This is a genomic window from Roseobacter sp. CCS2, from assembly GCF_000169435.1.
In the GTDB taxonomy this organism is placed as follows: domain Bacteria; phylum Pseudomonadota; class Alphaproteobacteria; order Rhodobacterales; family Rhodobacteraceae; genus Yoonia.
On the sequence record NZ_AAYB01000001.1, the window covers coordinates 1,052,894 to 1,075,755 of the forward strand.

At 54.5% G+C, this 22,862-nt stretch carries 21 protein-coding genes; 8 read left to right on the forward strand and 13 right to left on the reverse strand.

The features are described 5' to 3' along the window. Positions 1-114: 114 nt before the first annotated feature. The 4 genes from RCCS2_RS05400 to RCCS2_RS05415 all read right to left on the reverse strand — a co-directional run bounded on the left by RCCS2_RS05400 (position 115) and on the right by RCCS2_RS05415 (position 4,583). Positions 115-552 (reverse strand): MarR family EPS-associated transcriptional regulator, encoded by a 438-nt coding sequence (locus tag RCCS2_RS05400; RefSeq protein WP_008232073.1) that lies wholly within the window; start codon positions 550-552, stop codon positions 115-117. Between the two features lie 343 nt (positions 553-895). Continuing rightward, a complete protein-coding gene (locus RCCS2_RS05405; protein WP_083791148.1) occupies positions 896-1,450 on the reverse strand; it encodes a transcriptional activator RfaH in 555 nt (184 codons plus the stop codon). Positions 1,451-1,528: 78 nt separating this feature from the next. Further along, a complete protein-coding gene (locus tag RCCS2_RS05410; RefSeq protein WP_232204235.1) occupies positions 1,529-3,658 on the reverse strand; it encodes a GumC family protein in 2,130 nt (709 codons plus the stop codon). Positions 3,659-3,797: 139 nt separating this feature from the next. Next, the gene (locus RCCS2_RS05415; RefSeq protein WP_008232077.1) at positions 3,798-4,583 is read right to left on the reverse strand and encodes a metallophosphoesterase; all 786 of its coding nucleotides are present in this window, start codon (positions 4,581-4,583) and stop codon (positions 3,798-3,800) included. Between the two features lie 360 nt (positions 4,584-4,943). On the opposite strand from RCCS2_RS05415, the gene RCCS2_RS05420 reads away from it, so the two are divergent. After that, positions 4,944-6,254, forward strand: a complete 1,311-nt coding sequence (locus tag RCCS2_RS05420; protein WP_008232080.1) for a polysaccharide biosynthesis/export family protein — start codon at positions 4,944-4,946, stop codon at positions 6,252-6,254. A gap of 24 nt (positions 6,255-6,278) precedes the next feature. Here the strand turns inward: RCCS2_RS05420 and RCCS2_RS05425 are convergent, their stop codons facing one another. Together RCCS2_RS05425 and RCCS2_RS05430 are read right to left on the reverse strand one after the other, a co-directional pair. Continuing rightward, positions 6,279-7,160 carry a bile acid:sodium symporter family protein gene (locus RCCS2_RS05425; protein WP_008232082.1) on the reverse strand — a complete coding sequence of 294 codons (882 nt, stop codon included), beginning with the start codon at positions 7,158-7,160 and terminating at the stop codon, positions 6,279-6,281. Continuing rightward, the gene (locus RCCS2_RS05430) at positions 7,160-8,881 is read right to left on the reverse strand and encodes an AMP-binding protein (protein ID WP_008232085.1); all 1,722 of its coding nucleotides are present in this window, start codon (positions 8,879-8,881) and stop codon (positions 7,160-7,162) included. The genes RCCS2_RS05425 and RCCS2_RS05430 overlap by 1 nt, the downstream gene beginning before the upstream one ends. 170 nt (positions 8,882-9,051) lie before the next feature. On the opposite strand from RCCS2_RS05430, the gene RCCS2_RS05435 reads away from it, so the two are divergent. The 5 genes from RCCS2_RS05435 to RCCS2_RS05455 all read left to right on the forward strand — a co-directional run bounded on the left by RCCS2_RS05435 (position 9,052) and on the right by RCCS2_RS05455 (position 14,546). Further along, on the forward strand, positions 9,052-10,491 hold the full coding sequence (locus RCCS2_RS05435; RefSeq protein ID WP_232204236.1) for an alpha/beta hydrolase: 1,440 nt from the start codon (positions 9,052-9,054) through the stop codon (positions 10,489-10,491). Between the two features lie 147 nt (positions 10,492-10,638). Further along, positions 10,639-12,855, forward strand: coding sequence for an NADP-dependent isocitrate dehydrogenase (locus tag RCCS2_RS05440; protein ID WP_037293578.1), 2,217 nt, complete (start codon positions 10,639-10,641; stop codon positions 12,853-12,855). A gap of 118 nt (positions 12,856-12,973) precedes the next feature. After that, positions 12,974-13,408, forward strand: a complete 435-nt coding sequence (locus tag RCCS2_RS05445) for a universal stress protein (RefSeq protein ID WP_008232088.1) — start codon at positions 12,974-12,976, stop codon at positions 13,406-13,408. Positions 13,409-13,563: 155 nt separating this feature from the next. Continuing rightward, positions 13,564-13,968 carry a hypothetical protein gene (locus tag RCCS2_RS05450; protein WP_156788428.1) on the forward strand — a complete coding sequence of 135 codons (405 nt, stop codon included), beginning with the start codon at positions 13,564-13,566 and terminating at the stop codon, positions 13,966-13,968. Between the two features lie 107 nt (positions 13,969-14,075). Beyond that, a complete protein-coding gene (locus RCCS2_RS05455; RefSeq protein ID WP_008232096.1) occupies positions 14,076-14,546 on the forward strand; it encodes a Dps family protein in 471 nt (156 codons plus the stop codon). Between the two features lie 70 nt (positions 14,547-14,616). On the opposite strand, the gene RCCS2_RS05460 is transcribed toward RCCS2_RS05455, so the two are convergent. The 7 genes from RCCS2_RS05460 to RCCS2_RS05485 form a co-directional block, all read right to left on the reverse strand. Next, positions 14,617-15,096, reverse strand: a complete 480-nt coding sequence (locus RCCS2_RS05460; RefSeq protein WP_008232098.1) for a hypothetical protein — start codon at positions 15,094-15,096, stop codon at positions 14,617-14,619. Further along, positions 15,093-15,260: a hemin uptake protein HemP gene (gene hemP / locus RCCS2_RS18115; protein WP_008232101.1), complete on the reverse strand. Its 168-nt coding sequence runs from the start codon at positions 15,258-15,260 to the stop codon at positions 15,093-15,095. Before hemP ends, RCCS2_RS05460 begins: the two co-directional genes overlap by 4 nt. 273 nt (positions 15,261-15,533) lie before the next feature. Beyond that, positions 15,534-16,811, reverse strand: coding sequence for an FGGY-family carbohydrate kinase (locus RCCS2_RS05465; protein WP_008232102.1), 1,278 nt, complete (start codon positions 16,809-16,811; stop codon positions 15,534-15,536). After that, positions 16,808-17,767, reverse strand: coding sequence for a class II aldolase/adducin family protein (locus RCCS2_RS05470; protein ID WP_008232104.1), 960 nt, complete (start codon positions 17,765-17,767; stop codon positions 16,808-16,810). The genes RCCS2_RS05465 and RCCS2_RS05470 overlap by 4 nt, the downstream gene beginning before the upstream one ends. Then, positions 17,767-18,576 (reverse strand): TIGR01459 family HAD-type hydrolase, encoded by an 810-nt coding sequence (locus RCCS2_RS05475; protein WP_008232107.1) that lies wholly within the window; start codon positions 18,574-18,576, stop codon positions 17,767-17,769. The genes RCCS2_RS05470 and RCCS2_RS05475 overlap by 1 nt, the downstream gene beginning before the upstream one ends. Before the next feature lie 3 nt (positions 18,577-18,579). Further along, positions 18,580-19,512 carry an N-acyl homoserine lactonase family protein gene (locus RCCS2_RS05480; RefSeq protein WP_008232109.1) on the reverse strand — a complete coding sequence of 311 codons (933 nt, stop codon included), beginning with the start codon at positions 19,510-19,512 and terminating at the stop codon, positions 18,580-18,582. Positions 19,513-19,605: 93 nt separating this feature from the next. Continuing rightward, a complete protein-coding gene (locus RCCS2_RS05485) occupies positions 19,606-20,262 on the reverse strand; it encodes a GntR family transcriptional regulator (RefSeq protein ID WP_008232110.1) in 657 nt (218 codons plus the stop codon). A 147-nt stretch (positions 20,263-20,409) separates the two neighbouring features. Between RCCS2_RS05485 and RCCS2_RS05490 the strand changes: the two genes are divergently transcribed. Then, positions 20,410-21,483, forward strand: a complete 1,074-nt coding sequence (locus tag RCCS2_RS05490; protein WP_008232111.1) for an ABC transporter ATP-binding protein — start codon at positions 20,410-20,412, stop codon at positions 21,481-21,483. A gap of 30 nt (positions 21,484-21,513) precedes the next feature. Continuing rightward, positions 21,514-22,857, forward strand: a complete 1,344-nt coding sequence (locus RCCS2_RS05495; protein WP_008232112.1) for an extracellular solute-binding protein — start codon at positions 21,514-21,516, stop codon at positions 22,855-22,857. Positions 22,858-22,862 lie beyond the last annotated feature (5 nt).

Below are 22,862 nucleotides of genomic sequence, written 5' to 3' on the forward strand. Positions count from 1 at the left end.
TTGGATAATTTGATTGTCCAGACCGCGCCAACTGGAGTTTTACCTAAAGTCGATTGCTCTTTCAGAGTGCGGTTTTGAGCACACATCGGTTTTTGTGAACTGTGACCCATGACCTTACCTGCTGTCATCCGCGGCCTCATCGTCCAGTTCATTCTTCAATCCGTCGATCTCGGCCTTCAGGGCATCGTATTCACGCATTTTGCGCTGCAAGAACCGTCCAGTCATCCGCGCCTTCTCGGTCATGCCCTCAGGCGTCAGAACGTATGCATATCGCAGCTTACTGTCCGAGACGCGGAAGTTTTCCACCTTTACCGCACCTTTGGCGATCAAAGCATTGATGCAATAGTTAATACCGCCCAAGCTTACGCCGAGCGCACGCGAGAGGTCTCGTTGAGACATCTTGGGGTTTTCCGCGATGGCACGCATCACACGGAACCGCACTTCGGCTCTGTCGCTGAGTTCTTTGTCTTCGGAAAGAGTCACGGCTACCGCACCAGAGGTCACTGACGTGATCTGTTCAAAGAGCGCAAGGGAATCAGTGCGTTCATGCATGAACACATCGCAGTTTTATACTTTCTTTTCAAGGATGACCGATGTTCCTTACCTTAGCATCAGACGTAAATTAGGACGGGATGTGTCACAACCATCACACCTGATGCGGGTCGTTATTTTGTGAAATTCAGGCATGATACAGCGGTTATTGGTACGAATGGCTGGCAAGATTGGCACACCTTCTGGTCGACCCGCGTCACTAGCCACGCGTGAATGATCTGTAGACCAAAATACGCGGTGCAGGGTCGGCAATCGCGCATATTTTTCATAAGATACTCCAGACGTAGCCATAAAAGCACCTTAGGCGGAAACTGGAACTTTTTGGTTAACGTCGGCTTTTTGGTTAGTATCGTTTCTCAAGGTCACGACCTGCAATGTTCACAGCCGTTTCGCGCCCCATGACATCAACCAAAAGCTGGATACGATCGGGGGTATCAGCCGAAACCACCTTTGCCATCCAACCCGCAAAGGGCCCATTGACCACGCCAACCTGATCGCCTGTTTGCAAATCGGCAACGTCGCCCAGCATCCCATCTTCGGTCGTTATCGCCAGCAGGCCAGCGGCGATGTCCGCTGGAAGTCGCGCAGGCTGTCCGTCCGTTCCAACAACGATGCGCGTCACACCGCGAGTATTGGCCGCCGCGGGCCAATTGATCTGCCGTGCTGTCACCGAAAAGAACAGATAACCCGGGAACAGTGGCTGCCTGACGGTGCGCAAGCCATAGCGGGCATGTTGTGATACTTCACGCAGTGGCATCAAAGTCAGAAAACCCTGTCTGGCAAGATGTGTTCTGGCAAGGCTTAAACCATTTGGCTTAAGTTGCAGCACAAACCATCCCAACTTTTCATTCCTATCGTTCATGGATATCCCGTCAGAAATGCGACTCCATCGCAACATGCATGGCTATGTAGCCTTCAACACCTTACAACGATATGATCAAATTCCATAGACTGCGGCCCACAATGTGACACTTGCTCAGGTATCGTAATAGGTTTGATACGTACCATAGCTGTCCCCATACCCGTATCGTTTCATTCCCTTGGGTGATATCTGTCCCAGTACCAAACCAGATACTTTGACCCGGACTTGTTCAAGGGATCGCAGACCATCAAGTACCTGACGATGGGTGCTGTGGTCCCACCGGACGGTATAGATGGTGGTATCGACCCAACGCCCAATGATCCGGGCGTCGGCAACGGCCAGAACGGGTGGCGTATCGATGATGATGTAATCGTATGCATCCCGCAGACCGTTCAAAAACGTCCCGAACCGTTCTGATGAAAAGATGTCAGCGGCATTTGTCTGCGACTCTTCTCCGAACAGGACATCAAAGTTCATGCCAGGCAATTGCGTGATTGCCTCATCGAGCCGCACTTCACCAAGCATGACACTGAGGAAACCATGCTTCTCAGGCACACCGAAATAGGTGCTCATCACACGGCGGCGAATATCGCCTTCGACGAGCAAGACCTTTTTGCCCAATCCCGAAAGGTTCAGCGCCAGTGCGATTGATTGGGTCGTTTTGCCCTCACCGGGAACCGATGAGGTCGACATGATAATTTTTGGTGGCTTGTCCAGATTTGCCAGCAAAAGCGAGGTTCGCAAGTTACGTACCGCCTCAGCAACACCAGAATTCGGCTTATCTTGCAGGTACTGCAGCACCTTTTTGCGGCTTCGTGCGGGGACAAGCGGTATTTGACCGACAACGGCAAAGCCGGTCTTGTCTTCCAGATCTTCCGCCGTCCGGAATGTGTTTTGGGACAGTTCGCGCAACAGCACCAATCCTGTGCCCACGATGAGGCCAAGGATCATCGAAAACGTCAGAATGACGGCTTTTCGAGGTGCCGATGGCGCGCTGGGAAGAACGGCGTATGACAAGATCCGGCTTTCGGCCTGTTGTAACCCCTGCTGCACCGATGTTTCCTTCAGCCGGCCAAGAAAGAATTCATAGATCAGCCGGCTGGCCTCGGTCTCGCGCTGAAGCTGTTGCAACGCGACCAATTCATTCGACTGTGTCGCGATGCTTTGGGTAATTTCGACCATCGACTGCGCAACGGTATCGGCCTGTGCGACCGAGCGGTCACGCGCCATCACGGCGCGCGCAAGAATGGTGGCAAAGCGCGTCTGAAACTGGTTTTCAATCGCAGCTGTATCATTTGTTGCCGCAAGCTGACGCAGGGCCGTGTCGTTGGCAACCGCAGCCATCTGCAGCAGATCACCGGAATCAAAGGCAGCATTCAATGCGGCGACGCGGGCCACGTTCGCGGCAACCTCTGCATCAATACCTGCCTGCCGGTCGCGCAGATCTTTCAGTTGACGGTTCAGACCAACAAGCCCTTCGGGGCTGATCAGATCAGTGTTGCTACTAAATTCCTTCAGTTGGTTTTCGCTGGCCTCCAGCTCAATCTGAAGCTCAGCAACCCGATCAGTCAGCCACTCAGTGGCCTCGGCCGTCTTTTCAAACTTCAAAACGATCTGGTCTTCGACATAAAGTTCGGCAAGGCGGTTTGCCATTGCAGCCGATTTCGCCGGGTTTTCAGTGACGACAGAAATGTTGAAGACGTAGCTTTGGCGTACATTAGACACTGATATTTGTTCAAGCACCGCATCTACAACTGAATCGCGAATAGCCTCATTCGATTGCAACAAGTTGCCTGCGGGCTGCCCAAAGATGTTTTCGCGTATCGCATCTGCCATCGCACCCAAAGAATACCACGTCTCATCGGTCAATGTGCTATTGAACTCAGGATCCGCAACAAGGTTCAGATCATCAACCAGTTTGCCCATCAGGCGGCGCGACCGCAGTACTTCAACCTCGGTATTGATCGTGATCTGATCACCGGACAGGCCGGACATCACACTGTCAATATCGACAATCTGTTCTTGCCGGCTTTCCAACGCAACCGACGCCGTCGTCGTGTAAACCGGCGTGGCTACACCGAATGCATAATAACCGCCGGCGACAAGCGCGATTACTGCACTTAAAATGATCCATAGCTTGCCGCGCCACAACGTCCCGATTAGAGCGCCAAGATCAATCTCATCATCTTCTGAAGGTATGACAACCTGCATGCCCTTGGTCATGTCGTGGGAATGGCGTGTCATATTGAACCTTCTGGCTGCATTCGCTTTCAAACGCGCTGCGCATGACCAACCACTGTTGGCGCGCACGCAGGCGTGGCCCAGAGATCATTCAGTAAGGTTAATATTTCGCAAAAATTTACGGTCCGGCCGCAGTGTTATTCTACGTCTGCTTCGGCAAAGACTGGACAAAGCTGCAATGATCCTCAGCGATGTAAACCGCTGTCAAACATCCGGTTCTGTAAGCGCCGGTATCAACCGCAATGCGGCTATTGCGATTTATGGGCGTATCAACTGTCGTGTGTCCGTGCACGACACAAAGATCGTCCTGTCGCGGCGTCGTCAAAAAATCCGCATGCCCCCAAAGCAACGTTTTTTTCCGCTGAGCAGTCGGTGCTTTGGCGGGGTCGAATGCCGCGTGAACGCACCACATATTTCCACTGTTCCAAGACAAAGGCAGATCGCGCAACCATGCGGTCATCTCAGGGCCTAACCGCTGCTCAAGCGTATGCGACACATCTACCACATCATCCGGCGCGGTCTGTGCTGACAGACCTTTGATCCCATAACTGTCTAAGGTTGCTACACCACCATTGCGTAACCAGATGCCACCGCGACCCAAAGGGTCATCAATGAAATCCAACATCATCCGCTCATGATTTCCCATCAAGCAGACAAACTGGTCAGGACGCCCAGTCGTCATGTCAAAAAGTCTTTCAAGCGTGCTGGCCGCATCTGGCCCTCGGTCAACGTAATCACCCAGAAAAATAACGGGTTGATCTTTGTCAGGGTTTATTTTGAAAACCACTTCATCCAGTAAATCCAACCGTCCGTGAATATCGCCAACGGCATAAAACGGCTGTTCGGGTTTCAAGGTGTTGTGCGTCGTCCGGTTCTGATCACGCTCTCCTCCACGTTTGCGCAAGAACCGTGGCAGAAATTGGCGCATAAGATTTCTGTCCTTTAAGTTGTATCAACGATCAGTCGGACCACCACATAACATGTGTTTTCCAAATTCAATCGAAATTGTCACATAGAACAGTGCAACCTTCGTAATCCACGCAGGCCGCTGGCCAGTCTTACCACATGCCCGAAGCTGCACATCGTTAAGACGATCTTTCCTAAGTTCATACAATTTTAACGAAAATGGACGTATCCCTGACTCAAAAGGGCGGTCGCACAGCGATAAATCAGCCGCCGCTATGTTGCTTTGTTTGGCGTGGCGCAATTTTCTCAAAACACTTGTCTCTGGGGAACATAATTGAAGGTTTTAATGCGACGATGCTGCTTGGGCATCCTAACTTTGGTGATGCTAAGTGCATGCGGTGCAGCCTATATTTCGCCGCAGGTCAAAGCGGATGATGGCAAGGTCCGCATAGTCCCGCTAACCAGTGAATCCGTTTTGATTGCGAACCGCGACACCCGCACCCCAGACCAGATACCAGATGTGTTTTTCCGTACGGCTGGCAGCCCATCAGCTATGCGCGGCGCCGGTGCAGCGCCACCACCCAGCTTGACCGAACAAAGACGTCCCGCAACCTTGGACACACGACCGCCGCCCAATACTGCACCCGGCCCATACCGCATTGGGGTTGGTGATGTCTTGCTGTTGGCAACACCGTCGTCCGGTGGCACTGTCGAAGAACTCAGCGGTCTTTTGGCAGCGCAGAACAGTCGCGAAGGCTATACCGTTCAAGATGACGGCGCGATCGCGGTGCCCGATGTGGGCCGTATCATGCTGGCGGGGCTGACGCTGGAAGAGGCAGAAGCACAGCTTTTCCAAAGCCTTGTCGAAAACAGAATTGACCCGACCTTCAGCCTTGAGATCGCGGAATTCAATTCTAAACGGGTTTCGGTTGGTGGCGCTGTCGGAAAACCGGCCGTCGTGCCAATTGCCTTGACGCCCTTGTTTCTGGACGAGGCTATCGCCCTGTCAGGTGGGATCGCGACACCGGACATCGACTTTGCCTCGATCCGCGTATACCGGGATGGCGTCTTGTATCAGATTCCACTGGTCGCATATCTACGCGACCCCGGCCTGCAAAAGACGCGGCTGCTTGCGGGTGACAGTATCTTTGTTGACACCGCGTTTGAGCTTGAAAGAGCGCAAGCCTATTTTGCAGAGCAAATCACCCTGGCCCAGTTCCGGCAGCAAGGGCGCGTGCAGGCCTTGGCCGAATTGACTGCCGAGGTAGAGTTGCGACGCGCGGCCCTTATTGAGGCGCGCAATAATTTTCGGGAAAAGGTTGAACTTGACGCCGTCGCCCGCGACTTTGTCTATCTGACGGGCGAAGTGACCCAACCCGGTCGTTTTCCCTTGCCATTCGGGCGACAGGCCACGCTTGCCGATGCCCTTTTTGCCGAAGGTGGCTTTTCAAGCGAAACCGGCAACCCCGGTCAGATCTACGTGCTCCGCAGTTCAAGCGAAGACATCAGGGCAGTTACCGCATGGCATCTGGATGCAGCAAACGTGACTAACCTGCTGCTTGCAACGCGGATGAACCTGCTGCCCAACGATATACTATTCATCGCCGAACAACCCGTGACGCGTTGGAACCGGGTTGTGCAACAACTTGTACCGTCGCTTGTCACAACAGGCGCGGGGATCGCAACGAACTAGCGCCCCAACAAGCCTGCATGAACGCTAGAGCAGCCCATTTGGCAGCGGCTGCTCGTTCGCTGTATCCACCCGGCGGAACCATAAGGTTACCATGGTCGATGTGATCACGATGAACAGCGAATAAAGCACAGGAACGGCCATGATGGCCTGCGCTTCTGTTCCCGCAAATGTGAAAGCGATAATCGCAATGGCCAGCGGCCCATTCTGAATGCCCGTCTCAAGCGCCACCGTACGCGCATTGCGCGGATGCAACCGCAGCAAAACCGAAAAACCATAGCCCAACGCAAATCCAAAAAGCCCCAGCACAATCGCGCCAAAGTAGGTGGCCCATGTCGTTGTCAGCAAGAATTCCCAATTCCGCGGAATCCAGGACACAATCAGGAACAGAATAAAGAAGATCGCAAGCATCGACCCCATAAACTCTGTCACTGCGCCGACATTTGCGTTGAGTTTGCGTAGCACCATCCCAATGGCGACAGGCACCAACAGCAGCACCAACGTCGCGATGATATTTTCGCGCGGGATATCAAGATCAAGGGCCCCGGCGTAAAGCACCAAAACAACAGGGATCAGAATAACGCCAAAAACGGTTGAGGTCACCGTCATCAATACCGACAGCGCGAGATTACCCTTTGAAAAATAGGCAAAAATATTTGATGTCGTCCCACCGGGCATACAGGCCATGATCAGGATACCGATCTTGATTGTGTCTGACACAGGCAACGTCGTTGCCAGCACAAAGCCAATCAGCGGCATGAACCCATATTGCGACACAACGCCAATCATCAGGCCATATGGCCGTTTTAAAGCAAGCGTAAAGTCACGCGGTGTCAGTGATGCGCCCATGCCCAACATGATCACAAAAATCATCAGCGCCAGAATGGCCTGTTCAAGTGGTCCAACCATTATGCGTTCTCCACTTTGGCTTGTTCTTCGGCCCGCAGATCTTTGCGCAGGATCTTTCCGACATTCGATTTCGGCAACTCATCGCGGAATTCGACCGCTTTGGGCACCTTATAGGCCGTCAAATGTTCCTTGCAGTACGCGCGCATCGCGTCTTTATCCAAGGTGTCATCCCGTTTCACGATAAAGGCCTTCACCGCTTCGCCTGACGCGCCGTCCGGCACGCCGATCACTGCCACCTCTTCAACGCCGGGATGGGCGGCAATCGTGTCTTCGATTTCATTGGGATAAACGTTGAAACCGGACACAAGGATCATATCCTTTTTGCGATCAACAACCCGGAAATACCCATCGTCATCCATGACACCGATGTCACCGGTTAACAGCCACCCATTCTGGATCGTCTTTCCGGTTTCTTCAGGTTTGTTCCAATAGCCCTTCATGATCTGCGGACCCTTCGCAATCAGCTCACCCGGTTCCCCTTGGGGTACATCTGCACCGTCTTCATCGACACATTTTACTTCGGTCCCCGGAACCGGCACGCCAATCGAATTCAGGCGGGTCTTGCCATAGGGATTAAAGGTCAACACGGGCGAGGATTCAGTCAGCCCATACCCTTCCAAAACCGGCTTGCCGGTCACCTCTTCCCAGCGTTCGGCGACAATACCTTGCAAGGCCATGCCGCCCGCAGATGCAAATTTCAGATGCTTGGGTGGTGTGTCCTGAAACCAGATTTCCCCGTTTAGACCGTTGAACAAGGTGTTCACGCCGCTCACCCAAGTGATTTTATAATTTTCGAACGCGCGCTTGAGGTTGCTTAATGGTCGTGGGTTTGGGATTAGAATATTATGCGCGCCCTGCGAATACATGCCTAGAAAATTCACTGTAAAGGCAAAGACGTGATAAAGCGGCAAGGCGGTCAGGGCGACTTCACGCCCCTTCTCAAACTGCTCAATCAGTTCCATTGTTTGTTCCATATTCATCAGAATATTGGTGTGGGTCAGCATCGCGCCCTTGGACACACCCGTTGTGCCGCCCGTGTACTGAAGGCAAGCGACATCATCAGGATCAATGGTCGCGCGATAGGTCTGTAATGCGTTATGTGTTTCGGCGTGCTTGGCACGCCCGGCTTTTACGGCCTCTGGCAGGCGCATGTGCGGGGTCGCGATCGGTTTAATCGTCTTGTCCCAATATTTCTGGACCAACCCCACAATACCGCGCGGCATTGCCGGGAAATATTCCGCCACCCGTGTGACAATCACATTTGGGATCGGATAGTCTTGCATTGCCTCGACCAGTTTGTCGGCAAACATATCGACCACGACAATGGCGGCAGGTTCGGCATCGGCAAACTGCTTGGCCATTTCCTCTGCGGTGTAAAGCGGATTGACGTTGACCAAAACGCAGCCCGCTTTGAACACGGCCATTGCAGCAATCGGATAAGCCAGGCAGTTTGGCACCTGAATGGCGACGCGATCACCGGTTTTCAGCCCGGCAACTTCGCGGAAATAGACCGCCAGCGCATCTGACATCTCATCTGCCTGATGGTACGTCAGCGTGCCGTTCATCCCGTTGGGCAGGCAAGTGGTGAACGCGGGCCGGTCGCCGTAAAGTTCGGCCATGGCTGTGATGAAACCACCAATCGTGCGATGTGCAGGGGCGTCAATCGTCTTGCGAACGGACGGGCCATAAAAAGCGGTCCATGGGCGGGTCTGATCTGTCAATGGCTTCCTCCCAAAAGCGTTCAGGATACTCTAGCCAGTCTGATCGCTTTGTGAAGGAAAACAGTAGACATGCACAATATAACCCTACGTTCATGTGTGTTGATCAAAACCAACCGAAGGGTCGCCTTACAAAACCCGGTATTGTCCTTAACTGCGGAGCATGTGCTGACGTGAAACCAGTCGTTGCAATTGTTATGGTCGTCCTGTCGCTTTTTGTGCTTGAGGCCGCACGAAGTGACGTGCTGATTACAAGGGGTATTATCGGCGATACACCCGTGACCACATACGCGCAGCCAGACGCCGATGGACCAACCGTCGTCATTGCGCATGGTTTTGCGGGTTCTCAGCAGATGATGCAGGGGTATGCGCTTCCGCTTGCCCGTGCAGGGTATCAGGTCTATGCCTTTGATTTTCTGGGGCATGGTCGGCACAGCGTGCCGATGTCGGGTGATGTGAATGCGCTGGATGGAACAACGCGCCTTTTGATGGACCAGACGATCGGGGTGTTGGACACGCTGCCACCAAGTGGCGAACCTGTGGCCTTGTTAGGCCATTCCATGGCGACCGACATATTGGTGCGCGTGGCACGCGGACGCGGCGACAGTGGGCCGCTTGTCTTGATCTCGGCTTTCTCGCAAGAGATCACACGAACCTTCCCGCGTGATCTGTTGCTTGTCACTGGCAGTTGGGAACCGGGATTGCGCAATTTTGCGTTAGAAGCCGTTCAGATGCTGGCCCCCGATGCGGCAGAGGGCCAGACGATTGCGGTAGATGATCTGCGCAGACGCGCGGTCGTCGGTCCATTGACCGAACATGTCTCTATCCTGCACAGCCGGGCGGGGCGGGCGGCGGCGGTTGACTGGCTGGATCGCTTTTATGACCGCCAGTCTGATCTACGTATCCTGCCAACGGGCACCGCTATTTTGGGTTTGCTGATTGGGATCGTCCTTCTTTTTAAACCTATTGCCGCGCGGCTGCCAACGCAGGTGGTCGCGGTGCCAGTCCTTACAAAACCGCAGATGGCACTGCTGCTTTTGCCGCCCGCCGTTATCACGCCGTTCATTGCTGTGCCGCTGACACCGGAATTTTTGCCCGTTTTGGTTGCTGACTATTTAGGGTTGCATCTTTTGATTTACGGTGCATTGCAACTGGCCCTTCTTTGGGTTTTTGGCGTCAGGCTTGGCGCGTTCAACTGGCCTGCGGCTGTGTTGACGTTACTTTGGTGCGCGCTGTTTGGTGTTCTGCTAGACAGATATGCCGCAAATTTCTGGCCAACGGCCGATAGGGTTTGGATCATTGCCGCACTTACGCTGGGGACCGTACCTTACATGCTGGCGGATACAATTCTGACGGCGCATGCTCGCATTTGGAAGCGCTTACTTATCAGGGTCACATTCCTTGCCTCGCTTGGTCTTGCGGTTTGGCTGGATTTCAGCGGCCTGTTCTTTTTGATCATGATCGCCCCGGTGCTGGTTCTATTCTATCTGGTGTTCGGAACACTTGGCCGGTGGGTTGCAGCCAAAACCGGACCTGCCGCACCAGGGCTGGCGTTAGGGTTGGTTCTGGCATGGGCCTTGGGCGTTAGTTTTCCCTTGTTTGTTGGCACCTGAACCTCTTTGTGTACAATTGTACACCAAAACTATTCCCTTTCGCGGTCTGTTCCACTAGTGATGTGAATCAATTCCGGGCTTTGTAATCCTGCTAGGGTACAATGCCCCCACAAGCCGATGAAACACGCCAAAAAAGAGGACATGCGCATGTCAGATCAGACCCTGCCCGATATCATTTACACAAAGACCGACGAAGCGCCGCAACTGGCGTCTGCCTCTTTGCTGCCGATCCTGCGCAAGTTTCTGGCGCAGGCTGATATTTCGATTGGCACAAAAGACATCTCACTGGCGGGACGTATTCTGTCTGCCTTTCCTGAAAAGCTGACGGATGCGCAAAAAGTGTCTGATGATCTGGCGCTGCTGGGTAAAGTCGTGAAAGAATCCAGCGCGAATGTGATCAAACTGCCAAACGTCTCTGCCTCTGTCCCACAATTGGTGGCTGCAGTGAAAGAATTGCAAGGCCAAGGATACGACATTCCAGACTACCCCGAAGCGCCCGAAAGCACGGATGAAGTCGAAGCCCGCAAACGCTATGATGCGATTAAGGGCTCTGCCGTGAACCCGGTCTTGCGTGAAGGCAACTCGGACCGCCGCGCGCCATCTTCGGTCAAAGCTTATGCCAAGGCGAACCCGCATCGGATGGGCAAGTGGTCGTCCGACAGCAAAACGCGCGTATCTACGATGGGTGCGAACGACTTTTTCTCAAACGAGACTTCGGTCACTTTGTCTGACGCGCAAACACTGAAGATCGAACTGACCGCCGCTGACGGCACAGTCACCACGCTAAAAGATGGCATCGCGATGCCTGCGGGCACAATTGTCGATGCCACCTTTATGTCGGCGAAAGCGTTGAAGGAATTTTTCCATGCGCAGATCGCACGCACTTTGGAGGATGGGACGCTGTTTTCACTGCATATGAAGGCAACAATGATGAAGGTCTCGGACCCGATCATCTTTGGCCATGCAGTTGTCGCCTATCTGCAACCAATCTTTGACACATACGCGGATGATTTCGCTGCCGCCGGGATTAGCCCGAATGCGGGATTCGGTACGCTGTTTGATGCCATCGACGCGATGCCAAACGGTGCCGCGATCCGGGCCGAGATTGACGCACTGCTGTCTGAGCGCCCACCGCTTTACATGGTGAATTCTGACCGTGGTATCACCAACCTGCATGTCCCATCTGACGTGATCATCGACGCATCCATGCCTGCAGTGATCCGCGCAGGCGGCAAAGGCTGGGGGCCGGATGGTACAGAAGGTGACACCAACTGCGTCATTCCCGACAGCTCTTATGCGCCGGTTTATGACGCCTCTGTGGAATTCTGCAAAGCCAACGGCGCACTTGATCCCGTGACCGCAGGCACGGTGCAAAACGTGGGGCTGATGGCGCAGAAGGCAGAAGAATACGGATCACACCCGACGACCTTTGAAATAGCAACGGCAGGTACAGTGCGCGTGATTGCAGATAACGGCGACGTGCTGCACACGCATGAAGTGGACGCGAGGGATATCTGGCGCATGGCCTCTGCCCGCCGCGCACCGATTGAAAACTGGATTCAACTCGCGCTCGACCGGATGGCCAGCACCGGATACGAAACGATCTTCTGGCTTGATCGTAACCGCGCGCATGATGCGGAACTGCTGAAATACGTTGAACCCGCGTTGGAAAAGGCGGGTGTTGCAGACAAGGTCAAGATCATGGCGCCGCGCGATGCCACAACCCGGTCGTTCGAAGTGATCTACAAAGGCGACAACACCATCGCCGTCACCGGCAATGTGTTGCGCGACTATCTGACTGACCTGTTCCCGATCCTGGAAGTCGGAACATCGGCCAAGATGCTATCGGTCGTTGGCCTGATGAACGGTGGTGGCTTATTCGAAACCGGTGCCGGCGGCTCTGCGCCCAAGCACGTCGAACAGCTGGTACAGGAAAACCACCTGCGCTGGGATTCGCTGGGCGAGTTCTGCGCGCTGGGCGAAAGCCTGCGGTTCCTGGGCGTGTCACAGGGCAAGGCGGCAGCCAATATCATGGGCGATGCCGTTGATGCCGCCACAGAGAAATTGCTGTCTGAAGGGCATTCCCCACAGCGCAAAGTTGGACAGCCTGATAACCGCCATAGCCATTATTGGTTTGCACGTTTCTGGGCTGACGCGCTGGCGACGCAAACGGATGACACAGGTCTTGCGACAGCCTTTGCACCATTGGCCAAAAGCCTTGCGGAAAACGAAGCGGCAATTATTGCTGAATTGTCAGCGGGGCAGGGTCAGGCAGTTGATTTGCAAGGGTATTACAACCCGTCCGAAGACCGCGCGGCGCAAGCGATGCGCCCTTCGAACACGCTAAACGCGCTGATTGGGTAAAAGCCATCAAATGAACTTCAACAGGGTGAATTCTTTCATCCTGTTGATGTCCCTCAAGGCGCGGGCGATCCTGATGCTTTAAGCTTGGTTATTATCCGCAAAATGAAGGGGATTTACTATGTTTAACAACATCACGATCGGCATTGATGGATCAGATCATTGTTGGCGGGCGCTGGTTATCGCTTGCGATCTGGCGCAGCGATACACCGCACAAGTGCATATAATCCACGTCCCTGAAATCCCACCATCTGCCATGGCAATGGGCGTCGGTGCAATTGATGTTCCTGTGGATATGGAGCAGATCATGCGCGCAGGCCAAGCTATTATGGCCGATGCAGCGACACGCGCACGGGAACATGGCATAGAGCCATCCAGCCAAATCGTGCGTCTTGGTATTCCCTCGACGGAAATTATTCAGGTTGTGGAAAGCACAGGCTCTGACCTGGTTGTCACAGGAAGGCGCGGACGTGGCGGCGTGGCAAGCCTTTTGCTTGGCAGCACATCACAAAAAATCGCGCACGACGCACCTTGCGCTTGTTTAACGGTAAAATAGGCGTGAGTTAGGGGAATGCTGGGGGGGCGACACACAATCGAGACTTCACATTTCCTATATTTCTTATAAATATAGTCAGGAATAGGTTGCATCGATTCCGATGAAACCTGACTACAAAGGCTGTTTTGAACATGTTGTCCGTTGCACCTCTGACAATGCCAAAGGTCACACCGCCTGCCCCCGTTACCTTGCCGGGTGGGTGGTTGAATATGTTGAATGCGCTGCGCATTGTTGCCCTAAAGTGCCGCGTGGCGGCGCGCACTGATTTATTTGAGGCTTGCGCGCTCATCTCGAACAGCCCAAGTGCGGCACGCGATGCTTATGCACAAGCCCTGCTAAGATGTGTGCGCGAAGCGGTGGAAACGAAACCTGTATTCTTCCAACCCGGCACAAAGGAAATATCATTTGATGAGGCATGGCTGATCCGCGCCTTAATGGCTGCCAAGCAAGGCGACAGCGACAGCCTGACATTCTTGATCCGGTCGCGCGTGAGGGCAGATCACCGAAGGCACATTAGCTTTCTGATCAACGGTATTGCCGCACAAAGCACCCCAACTTAGAATTATTCTAAAAAGTACTTGTCTCAGATACAGGCTGGCTTATGTTAATGCCAAGCAAGCCAGCCAGATGCCAGCCAGCACAATTCAATTTTAAGCGGAGACCGGCAATGACACAGACAGCCATGGCGCTAAGCACAGACGCCAAAACACAAATCGCCGAAGCATTAAATCAATCAGTGGCGGAAACCGCCGTGACGACAATGCTTGCGCAGAATTTTCACTGGAACGTCAAAGGCATGGCCTTTGCGCCACTACATGAACTGTTCCAGCAAATCTATGAAGACCACTTTGTGGCGCAGGACGATCTGGCCGAACGTATCCGCGCGATTGACGCCCATGCCGAAGGAATGCTCGCCGGGATGCTCAAGCGGTCAAAGGTCGACGAACATGACGGGCATGCCAGCGACAAAGATATGATCAAAATGATGCTGGACGCACAAGAAACGCTGGCTGCGACGCTGGCAGGTTGCGGTGCACTGGCTGCTGAACATGGCGACACCCTGACCGAAGATCTGTGCATTGCACGCGGCCAGACACACGAAAAATTCGCGTGGTTCCTACGGTCCCATCTGCGTTAAACGTTTTCTATAGACATGAAAAAACGGGCTGCTTGGCGGCCCGTTTTTTTACGCCTAACGGTGCGATAGGTTAATGCAGCGTCGGTTGCTGCGGTAACATCCGTGCAGCTGCTTTGGGGGATGCAAGGTTCATCTGTTTCAAAGCCAAGCCAAAGTTAGTCGCCAGACTGGTCAAAATCGGCGCCACATCGGGCCGCACCAAAAGGATTGCGATCAGCATCGCATCATCACGGTCCCCTTCTGTGGCAGTGGCAATAAGCTGGGCAAAACCTGCCTCATCCGCGCCAACGCATCGGCAACCCAGACCGTGACGCGCCAGTGGTCGCCGCCCGTAACGCGCGCATAACCCGCAAATTTCGGCAAAAGCCTCGACCGCTTTGCCACCGCGCACGGACCCCAATGTATTGGACAGATCGGCGATCATGCTGGCCTGGGTTTCGGGGCCTGCGCACCACATTCGTAGGTAAATTACACAAGCCGCATTGATTGCATCACAATCATCCAAGCTTCCAACGGTCGCGCCGCCGCGATGATCGGACCCAGTATTCATTTGGTTAAAATCAGTTTTCCGGCGCGGGTGATGCGCAAGACATAGACTTGATCATCCAGAATGATATGCGCCTGTTCGCCGTGCGAGATCAGATCGCGTGCGTCATAGTGGGGCAGGTTCTGCGGCGGGGCGGGGGCCGTTGGCACAGCCTTTTGCAGTCCCATCACGTCCTCCCTTCGCGGGTGTTACAGCGGTCAAGGACCCACTCAAGCTGAAGTCCGGCGCGGCTGCTGTCATCTTGTTGCAGGATGCGTAGAATATCATCTTTGGAAGGCACATGAAGCTGAGGGTCGCGCCGAGGCGTTGTGTCCTGTGGTCGTGACATGACGAGAAGTCCTTTCATCTGACGAATGTCGGGCTTCCCTTGTGGTCAACAGGGGTGGCTAGAACGTGGTTCTAACCTGAGTGATTTTATTGGTTATGTCAATCCGACAATTTTAGTCGGAATTAATTAGCCGAGCGATGCCAATGCAGGCTTCGGTCTGATCCGAATGCGCTGGCGTGATCCCCAACACCCGCGCACGGATCGCTGTCCAAACCGGGTTTTGTGCCCCCCCGCCCGCTGTATAAAGTCGCGTAGGTCTAGGGCCGCCGCGCGCTGCAATCGCATCATAGGCCTGACGTTCGATCCGCGCGACACCTTCCAAAAGACCATGCAGGAAAGCCGCATCATTATCGGGGCGCGGTGTCATGCGCGGCGCAAGGTCAGGGTCATTGACGGGAAAGCGTTCGCCTTTTTTCAGCAAGGGATAATAATTCAATGGGCTGGCTTGGCTTGGGTCAATCTGGTCGGACAGGGTGGTCAGGGTTTCCGCATCAAACAGGCTCGCCAACACCCCACCGCCGGTATTTGACGCACCGCCAACCAGCCAGACATCGCCAAGCTTGTGCGAATAAAGCCCCATATGTGGTTCATCAATTCGCGTGGGCGACAGGATTTTGATCGCCAGCGTTGTACCAAGCGAGGTAACGGCGTTGCCTGCCTCCAACGATGCGGTCGCCAGAAACGCGGCGATGCTGTCGGTGGTGCCTGCGTGGATGACGGTTTGCGGCAAAAGGCCCAGCGCAGTCGCAACATCCGGTGCGATAGGGCCAAGCGCGGTGCCAGCTGGCACGACTTTGGGCAGCAGATCGGTACGCAGCCCTGTTTGTGCAAACCAGTGCGGCCAAGTGCCTGTATCCGGGTCATAACCCAGTTTCAGCGTATTGTTTTCATCGCTGACCCCGCCTTGTCCGCGCAGATGGGCGATGATGAAATCGGCTTGGTGCAGCAAATGCGTCGCTTGGCTGTCAGCATCAAAGGTCTGTAAGCGCAGCGCACGGGCGAGCGCAGAATTGCTGCCTTTGGTGATATGAGTAGCGGGCGCGTGTTTCGCAATGTCAGCCGCCTCGGCGGTGAAACCGGCAGAGTTATACATCAGGGCAGGTGTGACCGGGTGCAGGGTGTCGTCGGTCAGCACCATTGTGCCAGAAGTGCCATCAACGCCGATCCGGCTAACCTCTAACAGGCTGTATCCCGCATCTTTCAGCGCTTTACCTTGCGCGGTGATGCAGTCTTGAACCGTTGTCCACCATTTGCTGGCGTCAATATCGTTGGGTTTTTGGGGCAGGTGGGTTGTCTTAACAGTGCTGAGCACGCGTCCACCTGCGTCAATCACCGCTGTGCGTACCCCGGATGTACCGACGTCAATGCCAAGGGACAGATGGCCTGTCATCGTGCGGCCAAGGCTTGGCGGTATTTTTCAGCGTCCCAATTCAGCAAAGCTGCCTCCGCATCCGTGCCAATGGGTTCGGCTGTCCAATCTGCCGGTAGTCGCGACAAACAATCGGACAGGCATTTGATCATAGCGCGTTGCGATGATGTGGCACCATTGCGCAGATAAACGCCCTGTTCGGGCTTCACGATAACCGGCGGGTTTTCAGCGTGATCAGCGGTGGGCAAGGCGGGGCCAAGGAACACCACGTGGTCAGGATAGTAGGATCCGCTAAGGGCAAGGTCACAGATGCGCGGGTTGTGTGCGATCCAGCTTTCGCCGACTGCCTCAAAACCTGTCATTGCGGTCGTGGCGGCTTTCGTCGTGTCAGTCAGAACAGGCATTTGCAGCCTGTCTTCGACCTGCTGCATGATCTCATCAGTTTCGGCCACGGTGGTGCCGCAACAGATCAGCCCATGGTTTTCAAGGATCACGATCTGCGTGTCAGATGTAACCCGTGCAAGGATTTCGCGGGTCAGCGGCAGGCCCGGTTTGGCATAGGGCACAAAAACAGCAGGTAAATCGGCGAGCTTTTCGATGGCCACCTTTCGCCCCTCTGGGCTGATTGCATGAACGAGCGTCGCGATGGAATGGGTGTGGGCAACAACCGGCCAATCAAGGGCGGCGTGAAACGTCGTTTCGATAGATGGGCGCAGGGTGTTGGCGGGATCAATCACTGTATCCTTGCAGCTACCATCGCCTTCGCCAGCGGCCTCTGCTTGGGCGGCGGCACGGTTGACAGCAACGAAGATAGGCTTTGTTTCCGCATCGGCCAGTTCAGTGCCCGACGCCTTAATCCACATAACATCGCCAATTTTCATCGACGTGTTCCCCCCGGGGCCCTGGACACGCAAAGGATCTTTGCCCAGACGCGCGGAGAAAGCGTGGAAATCTGCGGACGGTTCAGTCATTGGCATCACCTGAGCGTTGGAATTGTATAGGTTGCAGTGGTCTTACCCGCGAAAACATCATGCGCCGCATCCGCATGCAGGCCGCCTGCGATAAAAAGGCTATCCCAGCCAACCGTTTGTGCGCCAGCGATATCGTGTTCGGGGCTGTCACCAACCATTAAAACGCGCTTGGGCTCGGTTATCTGCAGCGTATTCGACAGCACGTCAAAAATGGCTTTGTGCGGTTTGCCATAGAACATCACCTTACCGCCCGCATCAGCGTAGGCATGGGCCAATGCACCGGGTGATTGCACTGTTTTGCCATGCGCGCGCGGGGATGCGCGGTCAGGGTTTGAACAGATCAAAGGTAGGTTCAGCGCGCGTGCCCGGTCAAGGATCGCTTGTTGCTTGGGATGGTCAGTCGCATCAGGCAGGCCCATCAGTAGAACGGCGTCGGCTTGATCAACCGTGTCGGTGAAAGTCACGGATAGAGACCCTGCCCATTTCGCGGCATCCCCTGCGGCGGCAGTGATTGGCAGCAGCGTTTTGATGTCGCGCAGGCGGCCGCCTTTGAATTCAATATGCAATGCCTCGCCTGAGGTCATGACAACGCCAAAGGCATCGGGTGCAAACCCCATGCCGGTGATGCGATCTGCGTTCACGGCGGCCCGTTTGCCCGAATTTGACAGAACCGCCAGCGTCTTGCCCTTCAGCGCATCAATCGTGATGACCGCGTCCGGATAGGGGGAGGTTCCGTTGTGCAGAACCCCCCATTGATCAAAAACAATGGCGTCATACTGATCTGCGACCGCCAGTATGCTGTCGATCGGTTGCATCGCTTATTTGGGGTCCGGTGTGGGCGGCACCAATGCTGCGATATAGGCGTCAGCTTCATCCTTGGTCAGGGCAGGTGCTGACTTTTCAACAGCGCCCGCGGGCATGTCGCCAAAGTAGAATTGATAACCGGGGATCACCTGACGGCGTTTACGCAAAGGCATGCCTTCATAAGGAAAAACGTCGGACCGCGCGTTCGCGACCTTATCATGGCAGGCAAGGATATAATCCGCGCGCTTGTCCAGCTCTTCAACAGATTTCCAACCCTCAAAGGAATTCACAAAGCGTGCTGGCACCCAATAACGCCAACCTTCGTCCGGGTTGGGTTCCATGTTGCGTTCCTGAAAGATCGCATCGCCCGCAACCACAATATCACCGACGCTGGTCGCAACCGTCACGGCCATATGCCCGACAGAGTGGCCAGGGGTGTGGAACATCGTAATACCGGGCAGGATTTCGCATTCATCCTCGACCGCTTCAAACACGCAGCCGGCATAGGCTGGTTCGATGCCGAGATAACCGCTTTCATAGGTGCGGTAGTACAGCGGCAGCGGATTGTAGGCCATTTCAATCTCGGCCTTTGGCGCGATGTAGCGGGCGTTTTTGAATTGCTTCATGTTCTGCACGTGGTCCCAGTGCAGGTGGGTAAAGACAATCGCGTCAATCTCATCAGGATGCACGCCCAGCTTTTGTTCAAGGTGTTCATGGACCTGCAAACAACCACGTTTATCGCATTTATGGTGGTATTTAGTGGCGCGTTCTTCGTCGCAAAGCCCGGTGTCGATCAGGATCTTGTGGGTGCCGGTGTCAACATAGTGGCAATAAACCGGGTTCCAGATCTTCTGACCCGCAGGCCCTTTCCAGAAAATATATGTGCCAAGGTCGGCCTCAAGCCAGCCAGTGTTGATCGGATAGATTTTGGTTTCTGCGACGCCCATGAGGTCCTCCAGTTACGAGTCCCTGACTTTGTATACAAAAATACAAAACTGTCTACACTGCGGTGCTAATTATCTGAAACTCAATCCGACAGCTTAGTTATTTACTGCCAAAACGCGCATAAAGCTTTCAGTCATGTGTTTACGCATACCATCAACGGCAACCTGCGAGTCACCAGAAAAAATCTTGGCCAACAGCTCTTCGTGGCTAAGCACCGACGCATCAAGATCAGCCTTGGTTTCCAGTTTTTTCGCCCGGAAAGGCCCTGTTTTGCGTCGAAAGTCCGAAGCAAGGTCGCGGATGTACGGGTTGTCTGTTGCCCGGTAAATCGACATGTGCAGAGCTTCATTCGCATGAATGTAGGCAAGGCGGTCATTGGCCGCGGCCGCGGCCTTGCAGCTTTCTTGTGCGGCTTCTATTTCGGCGCGCGCCAATAAAGTAAGGCGTTGATTGGCCAAACGTGCGCAAATACTTTCGATTTCCTGCATTGCTTCAAACATTTGCGCCAGTTCTTCGCGGGAATATTGCGCCACGCGCACGCCGCGTTTTTCGCCTGCCACCAGCACGCCCTGGGCGGTAAGTCGGCTTAGCGCTTCGCGTACTGGGGTGCGGGATACAGCAAATCTTTCGGCCAGTTTTGTCTCGTCCAGTCGTTCGCCTGGCTCTAGCTGTCCAGCGGCGATGTCGTCGCGCAATGCACTTTCAATACGTTGCCCCGTCGATTCGCGGGAAGATGTGCCGTTTCGCTCCATGACAGGCCCTTCATCGTCTTGCGTCTGAACGTTGCACTATCATGATCCACATCCAAAAACTACTAAAACCGAATACATTGGATATTTTGTGTTGATTTTGTATACAAACTCATGTTCCCTTTGTGCATCGAGGGGAGAGGTCCGTTAATGCCAGAGATAAGACTACAACATCTGCGCAAAGACTATGGCGCGTTGACGGTGATCGAGGACCTGAACCTTGAAATGGCGGACGGTGAATTCACCGTGCTTGTCGGCCCGTCAGGCTGCGGCAAGTCAACGACCCTGCGCATGATTGCAGGGCTGGAAGGTGTAACCGGCGGTGAGATTGTGATCGGCGATCGTGATGTATCGCAGATGGAACCCAAGGAACGCGATCTTGCGATGGTGTTTCAGGATTACGCGCTTTACCCGCATATGAACGTCGCCAAGAACATGTCATTCGCCTTGCGTCTGGCACGCATGAACAAAGCTGACATTGACAAGCGCGTGGGTGAAGTGGCCGAAACGCTTGATCTGACCGCTTACCTGAACCGTAAACCTGCGGAATTGTCGGGTGGTCAACGACAGCGCGTGGCGATGGGCCGTGCACTGGTGCGTGATGCGGGCACATTCCTGTTCGATGAACCGCTCTCCAATCTGGATGCCAAACTGCGCGGGCAGATGCGTGCCGAACTGGCCCTGATGTCGCAGCGGATCAAAAAGAACATGATCTACGTGACCCATGATCAGGTCGAAGCGATGACGCTGGGCGACAAGATCGTGGTGATGAAGTTTGGCGAAATCATGCAGGCCGGCACCCCTGAAGAGCTGTATCGCAGCCCGGCAAACAAATTCGTGGCGGGCTTTATCGGGTCGCCAACGATGAATTTCCTGAACGCTGAACTGGTCGATGAGGCCGGAACGTTAAGCGCCAAAGGTGATGGGTTTTCCATCCCGCTGCCTGATGCGCGCAAAGGTGCCCTGCAAGCCCACCGTGATCGGAACATCCATCTGGGCATTCGTCCATCCAGCTTTGCCGAAGGGCCCGGTGGGCTGAAAATGCCCGTAATCCTGTCGGAATATATTGGCGCGCAATCTGTGCTGATCTCTGAACTGGGCGGTCAGCGTGTGTCGATTGAAATTAATACCGTCGCGCCCATTCGGGCCGGTGAAGAACGTGAATTCACGGTGCAAGGGGATGAAGTCCATCTCTTTGATCCCAAAACCGAAGCGGCCCTGTAAGGCCCGCAAAAAACCATCTGGGAGGATGATATGAAAGTAACGAAAACAAATGTCTGGTCTGCGGCGATTGCTGTGTCCCTGACCTATACGACGGCATATGCCGATGGCCACACGGCTGACGTCTATGCCCCCTACGAAGGCACGACGCTTGTCGTGAACTTCCCTGCGCACCCGCACTATAATGCGGTGCTGGAAGTGCTGCCTGAGTTTACAGAGCAGACAGGAATTGAGGTCGAAGTTGACCAATTGCAGTATCTTCGGATGCGCGAACGCCAGACGCTTGAGCTGACAAAGGACGAAGGTGATTATGACCTGATTTCCTATGTTGTGTTTTCCAAAGCGGATTATGTCTTTGCCGATCAGCTGGAAAATCTGGCCAAGTACTTCATGAACCCACGTTTGGCCGACCCAAACTATGATGCTGGCGATCTGATTGACGGTTACGTTGCCAACATCGGTATTGCGGGTGGCGAAAAAGGGTATCTGCCGGGTCCAACTGGATCGCTGTTTGGTATTCCTTTCGGGTCCGAAACATCCGTTCTGGCCTACCGCAAGGATATCTTTGAAAAGCACGGCATCGATGTGCCGGAAACATATGATGATCTGCTCGAAGTGGCCTGCCTGATCCCCGAGGTTGAGCCGGGCATGGGCGGTATGGCATCGCGCGCCGCATCCGGCCACCAGGCCAGCCACGCATTCCTGTTGCACCTTGCCCCCCTTGGCGGTCGTGTGTTTGACGCGGAATGGAACCCGATCATCAACAGCCCCGAAGGTGTTGCCGCTGCAAATGCGCTAAAGACTATCGTGGATTGTGGCCCTGAAGGTGGCACAACATTCGGTCCAGCCGAAGCTGCCGCCGCATTCCAGCAGGGTCAGGCTGCGATGTTCATGGACTCGATTGCCTTTGCAGCCGGGTTCGAAGATCCAAGCCGGTCTACTGTGGTCGGCAACGTGGGCTATGCGCTGCACCCCGAAGGCGTGCGCCGTGGGTCACAAACCGGTGGTTTTGGTATTGGCATCCCGTCGAACGCCCAGAACAAGGAAGCTGCGTTTTTGCTGATGCAATGGCTGACCAGCAAAGAACAGGATCTTGCGATTGCATTGGCCGGCGGCAACCCATCGCGGTTCTCGACCTATGAAAACGCTGAGCTGAATGAGAAATATCCATATTCCGCAACATTCGGTGAAGCACTGAAATACGCTGACCCGGATTGGCGTCCGATCATCCCGACATGGGGTACGATCAACGCGGATATCGGCACAACCATGAGCCAGGTTCTGACCGAAGGTCTGGACCCGCAAGAAGCGCTTGATGGTGTGGCCGAACGTGCCCGCGCCACGATGGAAGAGGCCGGTTACTACACCTGGCAGTAATTCCT